Annotated in this window: 5 protein-coding genes and 3 pseudogenes; 2 read left to right on the top strand and 6 right to left on the bottom strand. The window is 60.8% G+C overall.

Features of this window, described 5'->3' with window-relative positions; translation table 11 throughout:
* A partial coding sequence (locus tag HGI47_RS21790; protein ID WP_206066360.1) for a transposase occupies positions 1–528 on the bottom strand: 528 nt, incomplete at its 3' end.
* Between the two features lie 578 nt (positions 529–1,106).
* Positions 1,107–1,901 (bottom strand): IS110 family transposase, encoded by a 795-nt coding sequence (locus tag HGI47_RS21785; protein WP_168854856.1) that lies wholly within the window; start codon positions 1,899–1,901, stop codon positions 1,107–1,109.
* A gap of 34 nt (positions 1,902–1,935) precedes the next feature.
* On the opposite strand from HGI47_RS21785, the gene HGI47_RS22825 reads away from it, so the two are divergent.
* Positions 1,936–2,382: a transposase gene (locus tag HGI47_RS22825; RefSeq protein ID WP_240950374.1), complete on the top strand. Its 447-nt coding sequence runs from the start codon at positions 1,936–1,938 to the stop codon at positions 2,380–2,382.
* The gene (locus HGI47_RS22820; protein WP_370521824.1) at positions 2,379–2,918 is read left to right on the top strand and encodes a transposase; all 540 of its coding nucleotides are present in this window, start codon (positions 2,379–2,381) and stop codon (positions 2,916–2,918) included. The genes HGI47_RS22825 and HGI47_RS22820 overlap by 4 nt, the downstream gene beginning before the upstream one ends.
* Here the strand turns inward: HGI47_RS22820 and HGI47_RS21775 are convergent.
* From HGI47_RS21775 to HGI47_RS21760, 4 genes and pseudogenes are all read right to left on the bottom strand, one after another.
* A pseudogene (locus HGI47_RS21775) lies at positions 2,916–3,281 on the bottom strand (transposase); the annotation flags it as partial. The gene HGI47_RS22820 and the pseudogene HGI47_RS21775 overlap by 3 nt on opposite strands.
* Before the next feature lie 165 nt (positions 3,282–3,446).
* Positions 3,447–4,284 (bottom strand): annotated as a pseudogene (locus HGI47_RS21770) (IS5 family transposase).
* A 243-nt stretch (positions 4,285–4,527) separates the two neighbouring features.
* A complete protein-coding gene (locus HGI47_RS21765) occupies positions 4,528–5,277 on the bottom strand; it encodes a DUF6118 family protein (RefSeq protein ID WP_168854855.1) in 750 nt (249 codons plus the stop codon).
* Between the two features lie 10 nt (positions 5,278–5,287).
* Positions 5,288–6,520 (bottom strand): annotated as a pseudogene (locus HGI47_RS21760) (Ti-type conjugative transfer relaxase TraA); the annotation flags it as partial.

Here is a 6,520-nt window from a genome sequence, read left to right as displayed (position 1 = left end):
GATGCGCGGCGTGCCGCCCTTGGCGCGGACGGCGCTGCCGAAATGCGAACCGAGATAGGCACGGTCGGCGAAGATTTCGCCTGGATCGTCGGGCAGCGCCACCGGACCGGCGCGCCCGTCTTTCACATTGGCCGGTGTGACCGATATCCTCTCGACCAACGCCGTGTTGGCGTCTGCGCCGACGTGGGCCTTGAACTCGTGGACCGCCCTCCTGCCTTTATGCTTGACCCAGCGGCCATCGTCATCCTGTTCGCTGGCCGAGGCAATGATAGTGGCGTTGACCAGCGTACCGGTCTTCACCGTGACCGTCTTGGCCTTGAGTTGGGTGGTTACAGCCTCGAACAGGCTGCCGTCGAGGCCGCCGACGACCAGCAGCCGGCGAAAGCGCACGAAGGCGGTGCGCTCCGGTGTCGCCTCGGTGCTGGAAAAGCCGCAGAAGCGACGAAACGACGCGCGATCATCGAGCGCCTCCGCCAGCTTCACGTCCGACAGATCGTACCAGATCGAGAGCAGCAGCGCCTTAAACATCGCCAAAGGCGCCAGGCAGGCTCACCCTTGGCGGCCGAATACATTGGATCGAGAAGGGTTACGACCGGCTGCCAAAGCGATCAGCGTTGCCAACTCGTCGAGCGACGAGCCGGGGCGCTCGTGAACTGCAAAACCGAACCGCTCCTGACCTATAGAACGAAGCGCCACGTCCCGCTCTCCTCTTCAGAAAGCTATTAGAATCAGATACCGAGGTTGATGTCCACGCCTACCCGATCACAGGTCTCCTCATACCAAGGCGCGCTGAGTTTGATTCACGTCGGGAATTCCCAAGCAGGTGAAAATCTTCTTCTGTGGTTGCCGCCCGTGAGGCAAGAGGTTTCTGAATCGTTGAGCATGTGATCGAGGCGGTCTTCTGTCAGGCCTTTGATTGCGGCGTGTTCCAGAAGCCGCTGGCCGGTATGGTGATGCGCAGATGAGGTGCAAATCTGATTCACGAGCTCGAAGCTCGGGACTCTAAACTGGTTTTCCTGATCCAGATCTGTTCGATCATTTTGCCCCGTTCGGGTCGTCGGCTTCTCACTCCCCCTTGCCAGCGCGGGCCTTGCGACGCCTTGGAATCAGGCGGCGGTTGCCGTTGCCGGGGTTCTGTAATCCTCGTGCTTGGTCAACATCGCCCAGATCATCCGGGCCATCTTGTTAGCCAATGCGATTGCTACCAGCATTCGCGGCTTGCGCGTCAGCATGCGGCCTAGCCACGATGCTTCTTGGATCGATTTTCGGCCCATCCAGTTCAGTCGCGACAATGCGCCCATGATAAGCAGTTGACGAATGTCGCTTTGCCCTGCTTTGGAGACGCGGCCGTGACGTATCTTGCCACCGCTCGAATGCTGTTTTGGCAGCAAACCCAGCCAAGCGGCAAAGTCCCTGCCGCATCTGAAGCTCTCCATGGGTGGGGCAAACGCTTCGACCGCCAGAGCCGTCATCGGCCCCACGCCGGGCATGGTCTGTAGCCTTCGGGCAATGTCTGTTCGCCCTTCCAAATCCTTGATCCGGCGGTCGCTTGTCGCAATCCGAACGTCCATTGCTTCGATCTGCTCCAGCAAATCGAAGCATTCAATCCGCGCAATCTCAGGCAGATCGCTATTGGGCTCGGTGATGATGGCGGCAATTCGGGGCACGTTATTGATGCCCTGAGGCACCACATGACCAAGCTCGTAAAAAACGGTCTCGGGTTTGGCCCGCCTGTGCGCGGTAGAAACGGGTCGTGGTATGGAGGAGACCGGAGGGTCGCGGCCGATCGCTTGTTGGTGGCATGATACCCCGTTAAAAAACGTGGCCCGTGGGCTGTTGCGCACTTGAGAATGGTGGCGCCGTATCGCGGCGACCCCGGTTAGGAAAATGACGTTTTGCATCGCCCATACCCTCCTATTCTGGAGGAGATGTGGAATGAGTAGATCAGTATCCGCTAAGTTCGGCGATATGCCGATGGTTGTGCCAGGCGCGGCTGCCATCGACATTGGTTCGACAATGCACATGGCGGCGGTCAATTCCGATGCTGACGATCGGCCCGTGCGCGCATTCGGCACGTTCACCGGCGATTTGCACGATATGGCGCGCTGGTTCAAAGCATGTGGCGTGACAAGAGTGGCGATGGAATCCACCGGCGTCTATTGGATCCCCGCCTTCGAGGTGCTGGAAGAACACGGCTTCCAGGTCATCCTCGTCAATGCGCGCTATGCAAAGAATGTCCCTGGACGCAAAACCGATGTGAATGATGCGGCCTGGCTTCAACGGCTGCACAGCTATGGCCTCTTGCGCGGAAGTTTCCGACCGAAGGCCGGGGTCGCCACATTGCGCGCCTACCCAAAGTTCGGACCAAGACCAGACAAGTGAATGCCCCGGACTTTGAAGTTCGTTCGGCATTGTATCGCGTGCTGGGCGTCGACCTGACCCAGATCCACGGCATCGGGCCGTCGCTTGCCCTGAAGCTGGTCGGGGAATGCGGCACCGGCCTTGCGGCGTGGCCAAGCTCAAAGCACATCACATCATGGCTGTGCCTGGCGCCTGGCAACAAGATATCGGGCGGTAAGCTGCTGTCATCGAAAACGCGGCGATCTTCGAGCCGGGCTGCAGCACTGCTGCGCCTTGCGGCAACCACGATTGGCCGGACCGATACGGCGCTTGGTGCATTTTACCGCCGACTGTCTGCAAGGGCCGGAAAAGCGAAGGCCGTGACCGCCACTGCACGCAAACTCGCCGTATTGTTTTACAACGCGTTGCGACACGGCATGGCGTACCATGACCCCGGTGCGACACAATACGAAGAGCGCTATCGCAGCCGCGTGATCGGCAATCTGCAACGGCGCGCCAAGGCTTTCGGCTTCGTACTGCAGGAATTACCCGAAGAGCCCGAGATGGCTGTTTCTTAGGAAAGCGCACAGCATGTTGACCAGTTCGGTGCGCTGCTGAACCAGCCGGTTCCGCGCCCGGAACAGCATTGCCCGACCTTGCTGCTCGGCTGATTTTGGCTCGACGAAGCGCATTTCCGGTCTCTGGGCGGCGATCACGATCGCCTCGGCGTCTGCCGCATCGTTCTTTTGCTGCTTCACAATCGGCTTCACATATTGCGGTGCAATCAGCTTCACCTCGTGCCCCAGGCGGGTTATCTCGCGAGCCCAGTAATGCGCACTGCCGCAAGCCTCCATCACGACTACAGCAGGAGGTTGCTCCGCCATGAACTTGAAGAAACTTTGCCGTGGCAGCTTTCTACAAAACCGAAGCTGACCTGTCATCGACGTCGCGTGCACTTGGAAAACAGATTTTGCCAAATCCACCCCAATCATCGTATCCTTTGACACGGTTGCCGTACTTTCCGCTCAGTGGCCTTTCAACTCCACTAACTTGGCACATGGCGATGCCGTCTGGGGAGGGCGGAAACCACACCATCTTATTCGAAACTAGTTCATTGAAAGACAATACCTTGCGGCACGCCGGATAAAGGCTTGGACCGAGGCTGGAACAGCCAAGCTGTGGCGGATGCGATGGTTCGCTCGAAGTCCTTAGCAAGTCGGCGATCTCGGTTGAGCCAGGCGATTGTCCTTTGGACAACCCACAGGCGGGGCAAGACTTCGAAGCCCTTGACCATGTCGGAGCGTTTGATGATTGCGATCATCCAGCTACCCAAAGGCTTCAGAGCATCTTTCAGTTTCTGGCCAGCATATCCGACATCAGCGAATACGTGCCTCAAGCCAGGGAAACCGCTTGATTACGCCACCCAAGACGATTGGAGCTCCGTCGCGATCCTGAATGTCAGCGGTATGGACAACGGCGTGAACCAGATTGCCTTCGGTGTCGGTGAGGATGTGTCGCTTGCGCCCTTTGATCTTCTTCCCGGCATCGTAGCTCCGAGGGCCGCTACTTTCCGTGGTTTTGACGCTCTGGCTATCAATTACACCGGCGCTTGGCGTGGCCTCGCGACCCTGCACTTCGCGGACCAGCATGAGAAGCCCATGGTTCAGCGCCTGCCACAATCCCGTATCGCGCCAGAGGCAGAACCAACGGCGCACCGTTGAGACTGGAGGAAAGCAAGGCGGCAGCATTCCCCATGGCAGCCCACCCCGGAGCAGATAGAAGATGGCCTCTGCTATCCGGCGCATCTCCCACTTCCTGGGGTCGGCCCGTTCTTGCTGGTGGAGGAAGAAGGGGGTCAAAAATTGCCCATTCGGCATCGGTCAAATCAGTTGGCAAAGCCAACCCGCTTCGCGCATCGAGAGCGCGAGTGGTATCGGTCCACATCGTTGTATCCAAGGTAGTTTTTGGCGAAACCCCTAAATCAACGACTGGGCAAGCCGTCAAGCTAACCCGCTGATACCACTCAACTTAGTTTCGGATCCGGCTCTTAGGGGCGTCCACAGACGCCATTTCGGTCAGTCCGCAATCTGCGCCGGTCATACATCGGCATTTTACGGCCAATGATAGCCAATCACCTGTCCCGCAGTGGGTCCGACAAGCAAAAATGGCGACGTGAAGGACAGCTAACTATCCGCCCACCTTCATTGTACAATTGACGCCCCGTCCACTCTTGCGTGCGGCGGCCCTGCAGCGCTTGATCTCCGCCCGATTCACATCGGCAATCTTCGCAGCTTCGGTGATGTCCTCCCACATCTGGGGGTTCTCCGACCGGATCATACGAATGCCTGCGTCCACGATCGTCGGCTCGCGCAGTACACGAGCCGCCACACGTTCCGGCCAATGCCAGCTCTGCGGCACCGCGCGGGCTACGACGCCGGGAAGGACTGACCATAGCAGGACGCCTGCAAGCAGTCCGCCTGCCATGGTGTACAACTGACGGCGCTGATCAACGGCCAGGCGGGCGTGCGCGGTCACCGAACGCATCGCCTGCTCCGCGTTCAGCAATTCCTCCCGCGCCAGGCCCATCCTGTCATCGTCGAGACGGCGTGTAGCTTCGGCCACGGAGTTGATCTGCCGTCCAAGGCTCTCCGGGGTCAATTGCAAAGCCGGATGCCCGGCCATGGCAGCGATATCGCTGGAAACTGCGGTAAGCTGCCTGGTCATTTCAGAGAGCGTCGCACCATAGTCCGGTATGACGATATCCGCCCGCTCGGTCGCAAGCTGCTGCACCGCTCGGCGCATCAGGGCCATTTCCCCTTCAAGGCGAGCAAACGCCTCGGCAGCGGGGTCGCCTGCGGCCTCCGGGGCGGGCAAGTCAGGGGCGGTGGCCTGCTCACGGTCCAGGGTCAGTTCCACGTCGTCCGTATCGGTATCCATTTCGTTTCTCCTACAGGCCCATGCCGATTGACCGGCTCCGCTCCATGGTGATGGAAGCGGCAAGGTCGCGGGCCAGATCGCGACCGGGTTCTGTCTTGATGCCCAGTTCGCTGGTGCGACCGCGCAGCAGGGATTCGACCTGCGCGTCGCGTTCCAAGCCCTTCGCCATGTCCGCCATGCGGGTGGTGAGCCTCTGCGCACCCTTGGTATCGCCATCGCGCTGCATGGCCTGCCGCGCCTGCCCGAGCCGCTGCCAGTCGGTGACGAAGCGGTCAGCCCGAAGCGCAGGGTCGGCGCGGACGTCCGCCTCGGCTTGCATCGCGCGAACCGCACCCTGGCTGCGGCCCTCGGCGACCTCACGGATGAGCTCGGGCTGGCGCTGCACAGCGCTGGCAAGATCGGCGGCGGCATGGGCGCGGATGGCATCGAGTACGCTCGTCGCCTTCGCCAGCGCGTCGCGTTGGTGGGGGAGAACCGGCAAGCCCTGCTGCTGCATCTGGACGATATCGCCCGTGGCACGCACAAAGCGTTCGACGGCGCGGCGCTGACCGGACATGCCCGCCTGCTCGGGCGGCATCGGCTCAAGCTTGCGCGCATGGGGACGGAAGCCGGCGAAGATCGACTTCGCGCGCTGGGGCACCTGCCTCGCAATCTGCATGATGCGCTCACCGACGGTGATCCCGCGCCGTTCGGCAAAGGCCTTGCGCAGCTGGACGGCAAGATCCGTTTCCGGCTTGTAGTCACTCACCATGTCCTTGCCGCGCTCGCGGCTGAGCGTGCGGACCAGCTTCGACTGATTGGCGAAGTCATCGCGCCCATAATGCAGGTGGACATCGGCCCGGTGGCGCGAAAGCGCGACGTAGGCCCCATGGCTGTCCATGCCCGGTGTCGCCAGCACATGGGCATGGGTCACGGTCATGCCCTGCGCCTTGTGGATCGTGGCGGCGTAACCATGATCGAGGTGGGCATAGTCCCTGGTATCGAAGGTAACACTGCGCCCATCGTCAGTGCGCACGCCCATGCGCTGCGGTGTCACGTGTTCGACGATGCCCAGCGTGCCGTTCTTGACGCCAAGGCTGCGCTCATTGCGCAGGAACATGATGCGGTCACCACTGGCAAACCGGCGTTCGCCCCGCTCGGCAGCGATCGACACGTCCATGCCCAGTTCGCCCGCGTCACGCAGCCGCCCGCGCGCGGCGTCATTGAGCTCGCGCACTTCGTCATTGGTGTGGGTGAGGATGAT

The organism is Novosphingobium sp. ERN07, assembly GCF_012641335.1.
Classification (GTDB): domain Bacteria; phylum Pseudomonadota; class Alphaproteobacteria; order Sphingomonadales; family Sphingomonadaceae; genus Novosphingobium.
This window is presented reverse-complemented; position numbering and strand designations above follow the sequence as displayed.

Excerpts from the sequence above, each read along its gene's own strand:
- HGI47_RS21785 (WP_168854856.1), bottom strand. The coding sequence starts at position 1,901 with ATGCAAAACGTCATTTTCCTAACCGGGGTCGCCGCGATACGGCGCCAC.
- HGI47_RS22825 (WP_240950374.1), top strand. The coding sequence starts at position 1,936 with ATGAGTAGATCAGTATCCGCTAAGTTCGGCGATATGCCGATGGTTGTG.
- HGI47_RS21765 (WP_168854855.1), bottom strand. The coding sequence starts at position 5,277 with ATGGATACCGATACGGACGACGTGGAACTGACCCTGGACCGTGAGCAG.